At 64.4% G+C, this 14,940-nt stretch carries 12 protein-coding genes and 1 pseudogene; 5 read left to right on the forward strand and 8 right to left on the reverse strand.

Annotated features, from left to right (window positions below; genetic code table 11):
* Positions 1–73 precede the first annotated feature (73 nt).
* The gene (locus ABC766_RS23270) at positions 74–211 is read left to right on the forward strand and encodes a hypothetical protein (RefSeq protein ID WP_345819624.1); all 138 of its coding nucleotides are present in this window, start codon (positions 74–76) and stop codon (positions 209–211) included.
* Positions 212–607: 396 nt separating this feature from the next.
* Here ABC766_RS23270 and ABC766_RS23275 read toward each other — a convergent pair whose 3' ends face one another.
* From ABC766_RS23275 to ABC766_RS23290, 4 genes and pseudogenes are all read right to left on the reverse strand, one after another.
* The gene (locus tag ABC766_RS23275) at positions 608–790 is read right to left on the reverse strand and encodes a hypothetical protein (RefSeq protein ID WP_043347259.1); all 183 of its coding nucleotides are present in this window, start codon (positions 788–790) and stop codon (positions 608–610) included.
* A gap of 27 nt (positions 791–817) precedes the next feature.
* Positions 818–1,519, reverse strand: coding sequence for a GntR family transcriptional regulator (locus ABC766_RS23280; protein WP_274926965.1), 702 nt, complete (start codon positions 1,517–1,519; stop codon positions 818–820).
* A 288-nt stretch (positions 1,520–1,807) separates the two neighbouring features.
* A complete protein-coding gene (gene oxlT / locus ABC766_RS23285; protein WP_345819625.1) occupies positions 1,808–3,109 on the reverse strand; it encodes an oxalate/formate MFS antiporter in 1,302 nt (433 codons plus the stop codon).
* 238 nt (positions 3,110–3,347) lie between these two features.
* Positions 3,348–3,776 (reverse strand): annotated as a pseudogene (locus tag ABC766_RS23290) (pirin family protein); the annotation flags it as partial.
* A 214-nt stretch (positions 3,777–3,990) separates the two neighbouring features.
* Between ABC766_RS23290 and ABC766_RS23295 the strand changes: the two are divergent.
* Positions 3,991–4,626, forward strand: a complete 636-nt coding sequence (locus ABC766_RS23295; RefSeq protein WP_345819626.1) for an NAD(P)-dependent oxidoreductase — start codon at positions 3,991–3,993, stop codon at positions 4,624–4,626.
* 99 nt (positions 4,627–4,725) lie between these two features.
* Positions 4,726–6,156 carry a carotenoid oxygenase family protein gene (locus tag ABC766_RS23300; RefSeq protein WP_345819627.1) on the forward strand — a complete coding sequence of 477 codons (1,431 nt, stop codon included), beginning with the start codon at positions 4,726–4,728 and terminating at the stop codon, positions 6,154–6,156.
* 252 nt (positions 6,157–6,408) lie between these two features.
* Here the strand turns inward: ABC766_RS23300 and ABC766_RS23305 are convergent, their stop codons facing one another.
* Together ABC766_RS23305 and ABC766_RS23310 are read right to left on the reverse strand one after the other, a co-directional pair.
* A complete protein-coding gene (locus ABC766_RS23305; RefSeq protein WP_345819628.1) occupies positions 6,409–7,137 on the reverse strand; it encodes an SDR family NAD(P)-dependent oxidoreductase in 729 nt (242 codons plus the stop codon).
* Positions 7,134–7,769: a DUF938 domain-containing protein gene (locus ABC766_RS23310; RefSeq protein ID WP_345819629.1), complete on the reverse strand. Its 636-nt coding sequence runs from the start codon at positions 7,767–7,769 to the stop codon at positions 7,134–7,136. Before ABC766_RS23310 ends, ABC766_RS23305 begins: the two co-directional genes overlap by 4 nt.
* Positions 7,770–8,225: 456 nt before the next feature.
* Between ABC766_RS23310 and ABC766_RS23315 the strand changes: the two genes are divergently transcribed.
* Positions 8,226–9,233 (forward strand): formylglycine-generating enzyme family protein, encoded by a 1,008-nt coding sequence (locus tag ABC766_RS23315; protein WP_427902330.1) that lies wholly within the window; start codon positions 8,226–8,228, stop codon positions 9,231–9,233.
* Entirely contained in the window at positions 9,230–11,761 is a 2,532-nt protein-coding gene (locus ABC766_RS23320) for an arylsulfatase (protein WP_345819631.1), read from the forward strand. The genes ABC766_RS23315 and ABC766_RS23320 overlap by 4 nt, the downstream gene beginning before the upstream one ends.
* A gap of 467 nt (positions 11,762–12,228) precedes the next feature.
* On the opposite strand, the gene ABC766_RS23325 is transcribed toward ABC766_RS23320, so the two are convergent.
* On the reverse strand, positions 12,229–13,242 hold the full coding sequence (locus ABC766_RS23325) for a SphA family protein (protein ID WP_427902262.1): 1,014 nt from the start codon (positions 13,240–13,242) through the stop codon (positions 12,229–12,231).
* 401 nt (positions 13,243–13,643) lie between these two features.
* Entirely contained in the window at positions 13,644–14,912 is a 1,269-nt protein-coding gene (locus ABC766_RS23330; RefSeq protein ID WP_345819633.1) for an MSMEG_0569 family flavin-dependent oxidoreductase, read from the reverse strand.
* Between the last annotated feature and the right edge of the window lie 28 nt (positions 14,913–14,940).

Here is a 14,940-nt window from a genome sequence, read left to right on the forward strand (position 1 = left end):
AGGTATGTGGCATACCAGAAAATGCGTGCGGTGCGATATCGCTTCTTGCGCACCGCACAACAGGACGCCGCCGATGACCTTGCTCGCCGCTCTCGCTCTCCTCCCCGTTGCCGCCATCGCCAACTTCGCTGTCGTTGTCGCGCTCGCCAATCAATTCGACGGCGACAAGCCGGCCGCGGGCTTCACCGGCCCGGTCCCGACCCTGGCCTGAGCCATGACGGGCCGCGTCACGCGGCCTCGCTTGAGGATGTCCCGGAGTTCGGTTCGGCCGGCAGGTGAGGCTCCGGGATTCATTCGCCCGCCTGCGTGACCACCTCAGCGAATGCCCGGGGCGTCAACGGACGAGAGGCTGTCCGTGCACGGAAGCCGCCTCGATCCTGGCCGTTCGCGTCTGTCCCCGACGAAGCACCGTTGGTCTCCACAGGAGGCGCGGAGACGCCGTCCGCTTCAGGGCATGTCTGTCCCGGAAGCGGTGTGACGGACATCTCACTCCGCAGACGCCGGAAGGCCCTTCAGACGCATCGGGAGCGGACCGATCGACCGTCGGTGGCACTGGGCTGGTTCGCTGCCGCACGCGAAGAGGCCGATCCTGCTTGCGCTGTGTCTGTCATTCGGCGAGCACGAAGGCGAGGCCGAGGATCGCCACAAGCACCGCTCCGCCCGCGAGTTCCTCACGCGGCTCTTCTGCAAAACGCGGCGACCGGCTTGCGCTGGCAACGCCCGCTCCGACGAGTCCGATGATCAGGAAGCCGAGGCCGAGCAGGTCGGTGGTCTGAACGGACGGTAGCACGGGTCGATCCTCCGTCAGAGATGTCCCTTATTCCTCTGGCCACGCCCAATGTGCTTCGACGTGGGCGATCAAACCAAGTGCATGATCGCGAACGAGGACCGCAGCCTGATCGGCGTCGCGTTCCTGCAATGCGGTGATGATGGCGGCATGCTCGCGCATCGAGACTTCATACCGCCCCGACCGATGGAGGAAGGCCGATCGAACCGCCCGCATGTGGATGAACAGGTTGGTCGTCATCTCGACCATCAATCCACAGCCGCCGAGACGGATGATCATCTGGTGAAAATCGAGGTTGGCTTCCTCATAAGCGGTCAAATGAACAGGCAATGCCGAGGGATCGAAATCCTGGAAGACTTTGCTCAGGTCGCGGAGATCGGCGTCCGTGGCGTGCGTGGCGGCGGCATGAGCTGCCGAGCCCTCCAGCGCGGCCCAGACCCTGATCATCTCGATGACTTCGCGCTTGGTCTTGCGCGTCACGAAGAGTCCGCGGCGTGGCACCGTGCACACGAAGCCCTCCCGTTCCAGAAGCGTCAGGGCTTCTCGGACTGGCGTCCGGCTGATGCCGAGATCTTGCGCAATCTGGTGTTCGTTCAGCCGGATCTGTGCCGATCCGTCGTAGAGATCCATCGCGAGGATCGATCGCTTGATGCGGTCATAGGCCTGCTCACGCAGGCTCACAGTCTGTCCGATCGAGATTAAACCCAAAGAGGTCTCAGGTGGCTGCAGCACAGTCGAGCTCCGAGAGCGCCGAAAAATCGATCTTGGCATCAAATCCGAGGAACGCGCCGGAGCGCACCTGAGAGGCCGCGTGAAAACGGGGGGCCTGGAAAGCGGTGCCTGACGCGATGGTGGCTGGAGGCTCGCGAATTCCAGGCTGTCTGCGACGCGCATGCGTACCAGAGATGCGATAGGCATGCGGGTGTCGCAACTTGGCCGGTCAGCACGACCCCGGCTCCGGAATTCCGGAGCCGGGGCCTTGAGGCTTTCGCCGGGCCGCGCCGTGGCCGAGCCCGACGCTCAGGCGTGAGCCAGCGCCAGCTTGGGAGCCGCCGCGTCGTTGTTCGCCTTGTGGTGCTGCTTGAGCATCGGCCGCAACACCGCGATCGCCAGCAAGGCGGCGATCAGGTCCATGCTCGCCACCGTATACAGGACCGTGGCCCAGGTGCCGGTCGCCTGCATGATCAGGTTGCCCACCGGCACGAACAGCGCCGCGAAGCCTTTGGCGCAGTAGAGCACGCCGTAGATCTTGCCGATGTGCTTGGAGCCGAACGTGTCGGCAGCGGTGGCGCTGAACAGCGAGTAGACCTCGCCCCAGGCCAGGAACACCACCCCGGACAGGAAGACGAACGCCCACGGATTGGAACCGAAATAGCCCAGTGCTACGATGCCGATACCCTCCATCGCGAACGCGATGAACATGGTCTTCTCCCGTCCGATCCGGTCCGAGATGAAGCCGAAGAGCGGGCGCGAGATGCCGTTCATGATCCGGTCGAGCATCAGCGCAAAGGGCAGCGCCGCCATGGCAAAGAAGTACAGGTTGACCTGGAAGTTCTTCACCCCGAGATCCTGCGCGATCACGCCGAGCTGGGCCACCGCCATCAGGCCGCCCGTCACCGTGCAGGTGAACATCAGCAGCATCACCCAGAAGACGGGGGTGCGCAGCGCCTCGGCCAGCGTGTAGTCGCGCCGCGACTGCAGGACCTTGGTGGAGAATGGCACCTGGTTCTTGAGTGGCGCGCGCATGGCGATGGCGGCGGCCATGATGATCGCGCCCTGGATCAGACCGAAGATGAAGAAGGCCTGGGCGTAATTGCCGCCGTCGATCATCTTGGCGATCGGCAGGATGGTGAGTGCGGAGCCGGCGCCGTAGCCGCCCGCCGTGAGGCCGACCGCCAGGCCGCGCTTGTCGGGGAACCACTTGAGCGCGTTGTTGACGCAGGTGGCGTAGACGCAGCCGACGCCGATACCGCCGGCCACGGAGCCGAGATAGAAGCCGCTCAAGCTCGTGGCGTAGGAGTTGATGACCCAGGCCAGGCCCGTCATCAGACCGCCGAACATGACGACGCGGCTGGGACCGTACTTGTCGATGAAGTACCCCTCGATCGGGGTCAGCCAGGTCTGGACGACGACGAAGATCGTGAAGGCGACCTGGATCGCGGCGCGGTCCCAGTTGAAGGTCTTCTGAATCTCGGGGACGAACAGCGTCCACGCATACTGGATGTTGGCCGCTGCAACCATGCAGATCACGCCAAGCACAATTTGTAGCCATCGATTGGTATTGGGCGTTGCCGTACCCGGCACGGCATCTGGCATGGCCATGAGCTTCCTCCCTCGTCCCTGCGCTGACATTCGGCGACGTGCTGTAGTATTGGCGTGCACGTCGGCGGGTTGCTTGCCCGTGCCGGAACCATCTCGCGGGTTCCGAGATTGACTTGGCGGCATGCATTATTCTGTGTGCCAGGATCATATGGCAAGCGAAATAATTCATTTTTTGTTGTCGACAGCGCGGGATGAAAAGTCGGTTCTGCGCGTGCATCCCGATCGGAGATCGCGACCCGTCACCGTGATCCGCGAAGGTCGACGCCGCGTCCTCGTGGCTCTCCGGCAGAGCGAACCCAGTCTGGATCCCGAACAGGCTGTTCGGCCCGCCGCGCGCCGTCGCCGTAATGTGCTCCGAATGGGCGACTCGGCGGCCCGCGACCATCCAGTCCAATGCGCCCGGACGGATGACTCGTTCGGCCCCGGGGCGGGTCCGGCGATGGACGTCGCCGCGGTAGAGGCCGGTCACGGTGGCGAAACCGATCTGCGGATGAAGCCAGACATCGATACCCTGGCCCGTCAGACGTGCGGCGGGGCCGGCTTGGTGGAAGACACTGCATGGCGGGACCGTCCGGCGATTCGGTGCCGGCACGGCGCGTCGAATCTCGAAGCCGCCGAGATCCCTTGCACGGAGACTGATGAGCGTCTCGATCGCGTCGACGCCCACCTCATTGTGGCAACGCGGCTCCAGAGCTTGCTCCCGCTCATGGCGTCATACTCTCGGTCTGGTTCGGCCGCCCACGATCGTTGCCAAAGGCCTGTGAACAAGCGCGATTCCCCCTTCGGGCCACTCAGACCCGACAGGCCCCGGTCAAGGGGCCACATAGCGCGGCTTCCCGCCATGCGGTCTTGTCGAACACCACGGTGGTGAGGAACCAAGCATGGCACATGTTCTCGTCATAGGCGCCAGCAAGGGCATCGGCCTGGAGACCACAAAGGCGGCTCTGGCGGCCGGGCACCGTGTGCGCGCCTTCGCGCGGTCCGCAGCCGGCATCGGTCTGTCGGATCCGAGCTTGGAACGGTTTACGGGCGACGCGGTGAATGCGGCCGATGTCGCCGCCGCCCTCCATGGCGTGGATGTCGTCGTGCAGGCGCTGGGCGTACCGACCAGGGATCTCATCAGGCCCGTCCGCTTGTTCTCTGAAGCGACCAACCTTCTCGTGCCCGCAATGGAGACCGCCGGGGTGAAACGGCTGATCGCCGTCACCGGTTTCGGTGCGGGCGACAGCCGGGATGCGATCGGACTTCTCCAGCAACTGCCATTCCGTTTGGTGTTCGGACGCGCCTACGACGACAAGGACGCGCAGGAGATGCGCATCCGCAGGAGCAGCCTCAATTGGACGCTCGTCAGGCCCGGCGTCCTGATGCCCGGCGCCGCGACAGGCCGCTACAAGGTCCTGACCGAGCCCGCGTCCTGGCGAAACGGCCTGATCTCTCGAGCCGACGTGGCAGGGTACATCGTCGCCCAGATCGACCATCCGTCCCACGAGCGGAAAGCCGTCGTCCTGGTCCGGTAGGCCGGAGGTCGCAGACTTGCCCGCTCCGCATCGTCGGAGCCGGGTCGCCCTCGACATGAGGGCATCTCTGCCCATGACGCACCCAAGGGATAGCTCCCGATGCCAAATCCCATTCGATCCGCCGTCCGCGCTGTCCTCGAAGGCGGCGTCGAACTGGTGGCTGCCTACAACCGGGCGCGGCTGCCAAAGACTCCGAACGCCTTCGTGATCGGCATCCACGAGCCGATGCGGGAGGAACTGACGCTGCAGGATCTCGCCGTGATCGGCTCGATACCGACCCAGCTCGACGGTCGGTACCTCAAGATGGGCGCGAACCCCGTGCGGCCCGCGTCGGGCGGTCACAACTGGTTTCTCGGCGACGGCATGGTGCACGGTCTCGCCATCAAGGATGGCAAAGCCTTGTGGTACCGCAATCGGTGGATCGGCTCGCGCACGGCCGCCGCCGCCCTCGGTCGGCCCGCCGCACCCGGCCCGCGTCGGGGCGCAAACGACACCGTCAACACCAACGTCGTCGATATCGGGGGCCGCGCCTTCGCGGTCGTCGAAGCAGGCAGCTTCCCTGTCGAACTCTCCGACACCCTGGAGACGCAACGCTACAATCCGTTCGAGGGCACGCTCGCCGGATCCTTCACGGGGCATCCGCACCGCGATCCGATCACCGGCGAGACCCACGCGATCGCCTATGACGGGCGTGTCTGGGACGCCATCCGCCACGTCGTCGTCTCGGCGGCCGGCAAGGTGGTCCGCGACGTACCGATCGCGGTCCAGCACGGTCCCTGCGTCCACGACTGCGCGATCACGGCACGCTTCGTGGTCGTGCTCGACCTTCCCGTCACCTTCTCGATGCGGGCCGTGCTCGCCGGCCACCGCTTCCCGTTTCGCTGGAACAGCGCTCACCGCGCCCGGGTCGGGCTGCTTCCACGGCACGGGCGCGCCACCGACATCGTGTGGTGCGACGTCGAGCCGTGCTTCGTCTTCCATGCCGTCAACGCCTTCGACGGTGAGGATGGGCGCGTGATCCTCGACGTGATCGCCTATCCGACGATGTTCGCCTCAGAGGGCGGCGAACTCGACACGCTGGGTCGGCTTGAGCGCTGGACCCTGGACCCCACGACGCAACGCGTCGAGCGTCGCGTGATCGACCAAGCCGCGCAGGAGTTTCCCCGCATCGACGAGCGCCGCTTCGGGCAGAGATATCGGTATGCCTACACGGTGTCCGTACCCGCGGACGGCAATCCGCAGCTTGCCGGCGCGACGACGCTCTACAAGCATGATCTTGAGACGGGTGAGCGCCGCGAGCACCCGTTCTGCGAGCATCACGTCCCGGGCGAGTTCGTGTTCGTGCCTGCAAGCGAAGGTGCTGGTGAGGACGAAGGCTGGCTGATGGGCTTCGTGATCGACACGGCGCATGAAACGACGGACTTTGCGATCCTCGATGCTCGCTCGTTCGAGGCGCCCCCCTTGGCGATTGTCCGGCTCGGGCATCGGATCCCGCCAGGTTTCCACGGAAACTGGTTTCCGACGCCCTGAGCCGGACAGGCCGCACACAGGCAAGGCTTGCAGGTCCGACCCACGGCGCGAGCCAGCGTCGATGTCCCTCGACGAGACAGTGCCGACGACAACCGAGGGACCCCGGCCGCTTCAGGGTCCGAAGGAGTTCGCCTCACAAAACCGAACTGGGCGCATTCTGGAGGCGAATATGCTGGCAACACGAAGACCAGACTTCGACGTCTGCTATCACCCCGGCATAAACCGTATGACGCGCGTCAGCGGGTGCCGCGCCTAGGCTGGGATACGCGTGCCGTCCCAGGCGAAGACGCCTCCGGTATCCTTCACTTCGAGGTCGCCGAGCACGCGCAGGAGATGAGCCGCACTCTCATCGGGCTGAAAGACACCCTCGGCACTCGGGTCGGGCCGGAAGGGCCGCGACAGGTTGGAGGCGACTGTGCCCGGATGCAGGCCGACGATGATTGCGTCCGGTCGGCTGCGGGCCACCTCGATCGAGAGGGTCCGTAGGATCTGGTTCAAAGCCGCCTTCGAGGCGCGATAGGCGTACCAGCCACCGAGCCGATTATCTTCGATGGATCCGACCCGCGCCGACAACGCCGCGAACACGCACCGTCCCTCCCGCGCCAGCAACGGCACGAAATGCTTGGCGACGAGCGCAGGGCCGATCGTGTTAATCGAAAGGACGGCGGCCATGGCGGCGGGATCGAGCGCCGTGAGCGCCTTCTCGGGCAAGACGCCCTCCTGATGAAGGATGCCGCTCGCGACGATGATCAGACCGGCTGATCCGGCCTCACCGACCTTGGCCGCGGCCGTGGCGATCGACGCCTCGTCGCCCAGGTCGATCGAGTGGGTGCGGACGCCACGCGGGACTGACGGCTGCGAGCGGGAGAGCGCGAAGATCGGGGCATAGGCCTCACTTGCGGCGAGTCGGGAGACCAGGGCTTGGCCGATGCCGCCGGAAGCGCCGATCACGACCGCGCTGGTCGAGGTCGATGAGGTCATAGCGATGCCTCCCGGACAGGCGCAGGGGATTGGCCTGTCTTACGGAAGATCAGGCTCAGATTGTTGGCCGGCATCGCGACGCGCTCGAAAAGGTGTAGCCCCTGCGCCCCGGCGGCGGCCGCGACGGCCTCGATGTCACGCACACCCCAGGACGCGTTCCTCGCTCGTAGGCTGTCATCGAACGCTGTGTTGCTCGGCGCGGTCTGGGCACCATTCTCTCGGAACGGACCGTAGAGATAGAGAACGCCCCCCGCCGGAAGCGTTGCGCCCGCGCCCGCCATCAACCCGGTGGTGGCGTCCCAGGGCGCGATATGGATCATGTTGATCGCGACGAGCGCATCGGCCCGCGCCACCGGCCATGGCGGACGGGCAGCATCGATCGCGAGCGGCGAACGAATGTTGGACAGGCCCGAGGCCCGCGCATGGGCGCCGATGCTGCGGCGCGCCGCTTCGTCTGGATCGCTGGGCTGCCAATCGAGCGCGGGCATCGCATTGGCGAAGTGAACGGCGTGCTCACCCGACCCGCTTGCGATCTCGAGAACGAGGCCGTCGGGCGGCATGACGCGCTTCAGGACTTCGACGATGGGTCCGGCGTTGCGAGCCACGGCCGGCGAAAACAGAGCGTCTGACATGGAGCGCCTTTAGCGCCTTTCCGTAAGGGCCGCACGGCTTACCCGCACGGCGCGCCCGTTCTCCGCCGATCACGCGCGGCACCCGAAACTGCTATCGTAACACGAGGCAGCCCGCCGGATTGGGCCGAGATCCGAACGGCGGCTTTTGGGCGCCCCAGCGGGCCAGACAGACGTCCCATATCGGCCTGTGCCGCCCCTGAACGGGCCGTCGAAAGGGGCTCTTTCGATCGGGGCTGAAGCGAAGAGTATCCGGAGATCCGGTATCTCGGCCTACGGGTGCGGACCGTGGCACGCAGGCTCAGGGAAACTTCCATCAGATCTAGCCGGATGGGACAGTGCGCTTCCGAGTCGAAACCGATCCCCTGTCCCATTCGGTCAAGCTGCCGTGCGCAGACTTGATACGTTGCTGCACGCCTTCGGCAGGCATTCTCGTTGGTCCGCGTTGAGGCGCGCGCGATGCCGAGAGCTCCCATCCTCCACCGGTTCGCCATGTCGTCAGATCCCTCGCCGGACATGGTCTTTGTGCCTGGAGGGACGTTCCGGATGGGTTCGGACCGGCACTATCCGGAAGAGGCCCCGGTCCATCGAGTCTGCATAGACGGCTTCTGGATCGACCGCACGCCGGTCACCAATGCCGATTTCCGGACCTTCGTGCGCGCCACCGGCTACGTGACGATGGCCGAGCGCCGGCCCGACCCGAAGGATTACCCCGGCGCGTTGCCGCACATGCTGAAGCCCGGCTCGCTCGTGTTCAAGCCGCCCAGGGGCGCGGTCGAACTGCACGATTGGAGCGCGTGGTGGCGCTTTAGATTCGGCGTGCATTGGCGGCGGCCCTACGGGTCGGGCTCCTCGATCGCCGGCCTTGACGATCACCCGGTGGTGCACGTCGCCTACGCCGACGCTGATGCCTACGCAGCCTGGGCGGGCAAGGTCCTCCCGACCGAGGCTGAGTGGGAATACGCCGCGCGCGGCGGTCTCGACGGGGCCGAGTTCGCCTGGGGCGACAAGCTCACGCCGGGCGGCCGGCACATGGCCAATACCTGGCAAGGCGCCTTCCCGCACGAGAATCTCGCCCTGGACGGCTACGAGCGCACCTCTCCGGTGACCGCGTTCCCGCCCAACGGCTACGGCCTGCACGACATGATCGGCAATGTCTGGGAGTGGACGACCGACTGGTACGCGCCAAGGCATGAGGACGATGCGCCCAAGGCTTGCTGTATCCCGATGAATCCGCGCGGCGGATGCGTGGAAGGCAGCTACGACCCTGGTCAGCCGGAGATCAACATTCCCCGGAAGGTGATCAAGGGCGGTTCACACTTGTGCTCGCCGAACTACTGCCAACGCTACCGTCCGGCGGCGCGACATGCCGAGGCAGTCGACACTTCGACGAGCCATCTTGGCTTTCGTTGCGTCGTCAGATCCGGGCATCGAACGCGATCGGCCTCAGCGGGAGGACTGCGATGATCGAGAAAAGCGAGCCCTCTGAGACAGCGCCGAATATTGATTTGCCGACGCCCCCCGAAGGCGCAACGTTCCGTCCAACCCGCCGTGCCCTGCTCTCCGGAACGGCCGCTCTGGCTGTGACAGGAACCGCTGTCCACGCGCAGCTCCGTGGAAGCCCAGGGGCGCCGAATGCCGTCGAGTTCCCGAACAGCCGTGTGTTGCCGACGCCAACGCCGCAATTCAGCGGCACGATCATGCCGACGGCAAAGGATAGCGTTGCCGCTTGGCCGCCCGCGGTTGCTGCCCCGGAGGGCGCGCCCAATGTACTTCTGATCCTGACCGACGACGTCGGCTTCGGCGCGCCGTCGACCTTCGGCGGCCTCATCCCGACCCCCGCGCTCGACAAGATCGCTGCGGCCGGTCTTCGATACACGGCCTTCCACACCACGGCCCTTTGCTCGCCCACGCGTGCAGCCATGCTCACGGGCCGCAACCATCACTCGGCAGGGACCGGAAATATCTCGGAAATGTCTTCGGGCTTTCCCGGATACAACTCGATTATTCCGCCGGAGAAAGCCACGGTGGCGCAGACGCTGCGTCTGAACGGTTATTCCACCGCCTGGTTCGGAAAGAACCACAATATCCCCGCGTGGGAAGTCAATCCCGTCGGCCCGTTCGGCAACTGGCCTGTCGGCATGGGCTTCGACTATTTCTTCGGGTTCGTCGGCGGCGATACGAGCCAATGGCAGCCGGGCAACCTCTTCCGCAACACAACACCGATCCATCCTTACGTCGGACGGAAGGATTGGAATCTCGGGACCGCGATGGCCGACGATGCCATCAGCCACATCAGGACGCTTGCGGCGGTCACGCCCAACCGTCCCTGGTTCATCCACTACGCGCCAGGCGGCACGCACGCGCCGCACCAACCGCCGAAAGACTGGATCGAGACGTTCAAGGGCAAGTTCGACGCCGGTTGGGAAACGCTTGCCCGTCAGATCTTCGACAATCAGAAGACGCTGGGCGTGATTCCGGCGAACGCGCAATTGCCGCCGTGGCCGGATTTCCTGAAGCGGTGGGATAGCCTGACGATCGACGAGAAGAGGCTCTTCACGCGGCAGGTGGAGGTCTATGCGGCCTATCTCGCCTACACCGACCACGAGATCGGTCGCGTCATCCAGGCGGTCGAAGATCTCGGACAGTTCGACAATACGCTGATCATCTACATCAGCGGCGATAACGGCAGCAGTGCCGAAGGATCCATGAACGGCACGCCGAATGAGGTCGCCTATTTCAATCTTCAGTCATTCACGGTCGAGCAGCAGTTGCCGTTGATCGAAGCCTGGGGCAGCGACCGCACCTATAATCACATGGCCGTGCCATGGACGTTCGCATTCAATACGCCTTATCGCTGGACCAAACAGGTGGCGTCGCACTTCGGTGGCACACGCAATGGTATGGCAATCTCCTGGCCAAAGCGTATCGCCGACACGGGCGGAATACGAATGCAGTTTCATCACGTGATCGATATCGTGCCCACGCTGCTCGAAGCGATCGGCATTCCACATCCCACCATGGTGAACGGGATTGCACAAGCGCCGGTGGAAGGCACCAGTGTTGTGTACACCTGGGACAAGCCCAACGCGGATGCGCCGTCCCATCGCAAGACCCAGTATTTCGAAATCTTCGGCAACCGCGCGATCTACCACGACGGATGGGTCGCGTGCACGACACCCATAGCCACGCCGTGGAATCCGGGCGCCCCGGTTCCCGATGATGCGATCAACGGCTACAATTGGGAGCTGTACAATCTCGCGCAGGATCCCACAGAGTTGAACGACCTTGCGAAACAGGAGCCTGAGCGACTGCGTGTCATGCAGGAGCTCTGGCTTGTGGAAGCGACCCGCTATCAAGTGCTTCCTGTAAACAATTCGGTGATCACGGGTATGATCACGCCACGACCGGGCCCGGCCGCCGGCCGCAAGCAATTCATCTATACGGCGCCGGTCTTCGGCATTCAGGCGAATTCGGCGCCCAATATCCTCAATCGCTCATATCGAATTTCGGCCGACATCGAGGTGCCGCAGGGCGGGGCCAACGGGATGCTGATTACCCAAGGCGGCCGCTTTGCCGGCTGGGGCCTGTACCTGCGCGAGGGCAAGCCTGTGTTTACAATGAACCTGCTGGGCATGGAGCGACCGAAATGGGAAGCCGCGGTCGCGCTGTTGCCCGGTCGGCACACCCTTGTCTTCGACTGGCAGATGGACGCGAACGGCGGCCCGTTCTCGCGAGGCGGGTCGGGTACGCTTTCCGTCGACGGTCAGGAAGTGGCACGGCGTTCCCTACCGCGCACGCTGCCCTTCACCTTTGCCTGGGATGAAACCCTGGATGTCGGTCTCGATACCGGTACGCCTGTCGATGACTCTGACTATCAGGTTCCGTTCAACTTCACTGGCAAGCTGAATCGGATCATTGTGGATCTCGGGGAGTCGAGCGTGACACCTGAAGCGCTCCGCGATTTTCAATCGCAGGCGCAAAAGCGCGGATGAACGATCTGCAAGCTCTGCCTGCGGCGGCATCAAACGCGCTGCAGGCCTTCTCCCAATCTGCCCGCCCTTGAAGAAGCCCGTGATGCGGCCTTGCAGGGCATGGGTCACTCCTCTCCGGAGGCGATTGGCGCAGGTGGAGGCCGGCCTTGGATCGGCGTTCGGGGACGTTGTCCTTCAGCGCAGTGGCCAACGATGCACGCTCCTCCCGCGCGGCAGGTCCGTCGGCTGCAGGCGTCCACGCAGCTTTGGCTTGTGACCGGTCGTGTTCTGGCGTGGTCCGGGAGGCGCCAAGCAGGCTGCATGCCTGGAGAACAAGCCGGTCTGCACCGCACATCCGCGTTCACCCCACCGGCCGATGACGACGCCCGGTGTCTGATCCCTCACCGTCCCATTTGGCCAAATCGATCTCGGATGTGAGGCTAGCCCGTGTGGCCGCGTTCTTGGGCAGAGATAATCCGTATCCGACGTCAAAGCTTCGTCACGAGCGGCTTATTGTCCGCCGCCTGCTGTGCCGGAGCGACCCAGAGTGGCGCAGAGATCGTCAGGTACGTTGCCGTGCCGGCGAAGCGGTTCTTGACACCGAACTCGCGGAAGAAGCGCACATTCGTCGAGACCGGGATTTCGCCCAGCTTGAAGGTGTAGCCAATCTGGGCACCGAGTGACGTGACTCGACCTTTGAACGAGCCGATCCTGTCGCCCAAACCGCTGTCGCCGGTGAGCTGGTTGTAATAGTAGCCAACGAGACCGACCGACAGTTCCTTGCTCAGGTACTTCGAAGCCGACCATTCCAGATGGAACTCTGTGCCAGTGAGGTATTGCGTCGCTGGATTGATCCAATTGAATGTGATGCCCGGCACGACCGAGAGCTCGTAGCCGAGAAGCGGATCGAGGTAGGTGAGCGCGGCGCTGAGATCGATCGCAGGGCGGTTGAGTGCGATATTGGAGAGCTGGCCGTTCTCGAAACTGCCGGACGGGACGACGCCGAGGAGCGTGCCGCTCCAGTGGAAGTTGCCGGAATGCCAGCCTACGAACGAGGCGAGATAGATGTCGCCGACGTTAAAGTTCGCATCCCGCTCGCGGCCGGCAATGATGCGGTCGATGCGCGGCGAGGCGAGGACGGCCCCGGCACTGACATTGGGCGTGCCGAACGGAATAGTGATGGAAAAGCCGAGATTGCCGCCCAGGATCTCGAACGGCGTGACCCAGATCGGCGTCACGAAGTTCGCGCTCGTGTCGTTCTTGATGTTGGCGGCGACGACGCCGCCGCCCTGGAAGAGGCGGTTTCCGCCGAAATTGCCGGAATAGTAGTATGTCTCGCTCTCGAAGTAGAAGCCCGGCGGCGGTGTCACGCCCGCAAGCGGGCCGCGGTTGCCGAGAACGTAGATGCCTTGCGCATATTCCGCCGCCTGTGCATCCGGCGCAGCAACGTGCCCCGCGGCGCAGGCGATGGCCAAATAAAATATTCGCCAAGCCCTGCGCATCGCAACGCCCTCGGTATATTCGACGTTGCTGAAGGGTCTCACAAATCGAATGCAGTGGCAATGGCCAAGCTAGGATTCTGGCGCCCAGCTCGTCGCGACATTATTTATTTTCCTGGAGCGAGACGGATGCAAAATCTATCATCCCGCAGGTCGATATAAAATGATCGCCCGATGTGCGCGATTCGGCTCCGGGTGGCCGATCGGGCCAGGATGCTTCGTTTGCAGGAACACAGGCATCGACCGACGTGAAACGTCTTCCCTTCGAGCCGCCTACGCGAATTCCGGCCCTGGCGATTTCAAGACGAATCTCTGGAAGTGGCGCGACGAAGACTTACAAGCCGGAATGCAGCAATGTCCGCGCATCATCGCACCGACTGTCGGAAAGCGGATGGGCTGGATGGCTACACGGCGAATTTCAGAGCGAACCGCTCGGTACCGAGGCGATTCTGGATGGCTTGCGCGACGAACTCGGCATCGCGGCCGACCGCGCCGAAGCGGCCCGAGCCCCAGGTGTGCAGCCAGGGCAGGCCGATGAAGTAGACACCGTCCTCCTTCGTCACCCCGCGCTTGTGCTTTGGGCTTCCTGCACCGTTGAAGACGGACGCATCGAGCCACCGGAAGTCCGGCGTGAAGCCGATGCACCAGATGATCGACGTGATGCCGGAGCCCGCAAGGGTGAGGCCGGTGACGGGCTCGCCCGGCTCCCAAACGGGTGTGTAGCGCTCCTGAACCGGAGCTTGGATGTCGTTCTCGGCGATGTATTTGTCGATGGCCGCGTTGATGCCGTTGTACGTCCGGTCTGCCCCGTCGAGTGAGCGCTTGAGGTTGTCGCGGAAGCGCAGCGTACCGTCGTGGTAGTCGTCCAACGCGCCGTAGAGCTTCATGCCCTCGCGGGCGAAGCGGCGCAGGTCGATGTCGCGCCCGCCGTCGCGGCCGGTCACGTAGTGGTTGGTGTTGTCGCGGACGCCGTCGCGCAGCGGATGGTTGTCGACCGTCATCTCGTAGTAGCCCATGTCGGCGAGCCACGTGACGACGTCGCGGCCCCGGTAGAACCGGGCGCAGCGCGGCGCGTCGCCGACCGCGAGATGGACCGTGCGGCCGGCGAGATGAAGGTCTTCGGCGATCTGGGCGCCGGATTGACCCGAGCCGACCACCAGAACCGCGCCCGCGGGCAGTTGCGCCGGGTTGCGGTACTGGTTCGAGTGGATCTGCGTGACCGAATCCGGCAGCTTCTCGGCCATACGCGGAATGATCGGCGTATGATATCCGCCCGACGCGACCACGACTTCGCTCGCCGTGTAGTCGCCGTCCGAGGTCCGGACCGAGAAAAGACCATCTTCGCGGCGTTCGACCCGTGTGACCGCGACACCCTCGCGGATCGGCGGGTTCACCTTGGCGACGAAGCCCTCCAGGTAGGCGACGATCTCGTCCTTCTTCATGAACCCGTGAGGATCCGGCCCATCGTAGGGGTGCCCCGGCAGGTCACACTGCCAGTTCGGCGTGACCAGGCAGAACGTGTCCCAGCGCTGCGAGGACCATGTATGCGCCGCGGATTCCTTCTCGAACACGAGGTGCTCGATGCCGCGCTGCTTCAGGTGGTAGCTGACCGAGAGACCGGCTTGGCCGCCACCGACGATGGCGACAGGGACGTGACGGGACGTGGATGTCATGGCTCTGACTCCGTGATGTTCCCAAGGA

This window comes from Methylobacterium fujisawaense (assembly GCF_039619325.1).
Lineage (GTDB): Bacteria > Pseudomonadota > Alphaproteobacteria > Rhizobiales > Beijerinckiaceae > Methylobacterium > Methylobacterium fujisawaense.

Coding starts and splice junctions, on each gene's coding strand:
- ABC766_RS23270 (WP_345819624.1), top strand. CDS start 74: ATGACCTTGCTCGCCGCTCTCGCTCTCCTCCCCGTTGCCGCCATCGCC.
- ABC766_RS23330 (WP_345819633.1), bottom strand. CDS start 14,912: ATGACATCCACGTCCCGTCACGTCCCTGTCGCCATCGTCGGTGGCGGC.
- ABC766_RS23295 (WP_345819626.1), top strand. CDS start 3,991: ATGGCACATGTTCTCGTCATAGGCGCCAGCAAGGGCATCGGCCTGGAG.
- ABC766_RS23320 (WP_345819631.1), top strand. CDS start 9,230: ATGATCGAGAAAAGCGAGCCCTCTGAGACAGCGCCGAATATTGATTTG.
- ABC766_RS23305 (WP_345819628.1), bottom strand. CDS start 7,137: ATGACCTCATCGACCTCGACCAGCGCGGTCGTGATCGGCGCTTCCGGC.
- ABC766_RS23325 (WP_427902262.1), bottom strand. CDS start 13,242: ATGCGCAGGGCTTGGCGAATATTTTATTTGGCCATCGCCTGCGCCGCG.
- oxlT (WP_345819625.1), bottom strand. CDS start 3,109: ATGGCCATGCCAGATGCCGTGCCGGGTACGGCAACGCCCAATACCAAT.
- ABC766_RS23300 (WP_345819627.1), top strand. CDS start 4,726: ATGCCAAATCCCATTCGATCCGCCGTCCGCGCTGTCCTCGAAGGCGGC.
- ABC766_RS23315 (WP_427902330.1), top strand. CDS start 8,226: ATGCCGAGAGCTCCCATCCTCCACCGGTTCGCCATGTCGTCAGATCCC.
- ABC766_RS23310 (WP_345819629.1), bottom strand. CDS start 7,769: ATGTCAGACGCTCTGTTTTCGCCGGCCGTGGCTCGCAACGCCGGACCC.